Origin of the sequence: Brevundimonas sp. TSRC1-1, from assembly GCF_049898245.1 — a bacterium.
In the GTDB taxonomy this organism is placed as follows: domain Bacteria; phylum Pseudomonadota; class Alphaproteobacteria; order Caulobacterales; family Caulobacteraceae; genus Brevundimonas; species Brevundimonas mediterranea_A.
On sequence record NZ_JAFCXI010000008.1, the window covers coordinates 1 to 1361 of the forward strand.

The 1361-nt window shown below is 63.2% G+C and carries 2 protein-coding genes; both read right to left on the reverse strand.

Annotated elements, in window-relative coordinates:
• The coding region (locus ACP7CK_RS16680) for an MCP four helix bundle domain-containing protein (RefSeq protein ID WP_426026752.1) at window positions 1-1142 on the reverse strand (1142 nt) is incomplete at its 3' end.
• 33 nt (window positions 1143-1175) lie between these two features.
• The coding region (locus ACP7CK_RS16685) for a chemotaxis protein CheW (protein WP_426026753.1) at window positions 1176-1361 on the reverse strand (186 nt) is incomplete at its 5' end.

The following is a 1361-nucleotide window of genomic DNA, read 5'->3' on the forward strand; positions in this document are numbered from 1 at the left end:
GACAGGGCGTCGCCGACCACGCCGCGCAGGCGTTCCACCATGGACTGCAGCGAAAGACCCAGCGTGTCCTTGTCCGACAGCGGCTTGGGCTGGACCGTCAGGTCCCCGTTGGCGATCTCATCGGCCATCGAAGCCGTGACCCTCAGATTATCGACCATCCGCTCCAGCGAGATGCCCAGGGTGTCCTTGTCCGACATGGGCTTGGGCTGGACGCTCAGGTCGCCGTTGGCGATCTCGTCCGCCATCGCGGCGGTGCCGCGCAGATTGCCGACCATCCGTTGCAGGGAGATACCCAGGATGTCCTTGTCCGACAGCGGCTTGGGCTGAACGCTCAGGTCGCCCTGGGCGATCTCGTCAGCCATGGCGGCCGTGGCCTTCAGGTTGGCGGTCATCCGGTTGACCGTATCGACCAGATCCTTGATCTCGTCATTGGTCGTCACGGCGACGTCCTGGTTCAGATCGCCGATGGCGACGGCGTCGATCGCCGTCGCGATCTTGCGCAGGCCCATGGTGACGGTCCGCGAAATCCACAGAGCCGCGACCACGCCGATGATCAGACCGGCGGCGACCAGGGCGATGAACAGGCTGCGCGCCTCGGAAAACACCTTGTCCCCTTCGGCGCTGGCGGCGGCGCCGCCTTCGACATTGAGGTTCACCAGCTTGACCAGGTCCGCCGACAGGTCGTCGTAGAGGGGCTTGCTGGCCAGCATGGCCTGGGCGGCCGCTTCGTTCTGATTGGCGCGGGAGAAGGTGAGCATCCGCTCCCCATCCCGCAGGTAGTTTTCATACTTGTCCGAAAACTGGTTGTAGAGATTCCGCTCGGCGTCCGACGAAATCAGGGCTTCGTATTTCGCCTCGTCGTTTTTGATCGTCTCCAGCGTGGCGGCGATATCCTTTTCGACAGCCGCCATGCGCGCCGGATCGGTCGAGGTGATGTGCGCATATTGCTGCGCGCGAAGATCCGAAGTCGCTGTGTTGATACGGTGGATCGCATCGATGCTGGGCATCCAGTTCTCGGTGATGACCGTGGACTGGTCGTTGACGCTGCTCATCTTCATGACGCCAACGACGCCGAGAATCATAGCGATGGCCAGCACAGCGGCGAAGGCCCCGGCCAGCTTCATCTTAATCGTAGCGCGCATTGTAATGTTCTTTCCAGGAAACGCCGGCGGCCGTCAGGCCGCTCGATCGATGTTGGGGAAGGACGCCAGAGAGACGGTGTCGGTGCTGGACAGCAGTCGAGGCAGGTCGATCAGGACGACGAAGCCGTCCTCGCGCCGCACCACGCCCGAGATATAGTCCGAGCGCCACTTGATCCCGATGTCGGGCGACGGCTCGATCTGGTCGGCGCTGAAGACCGC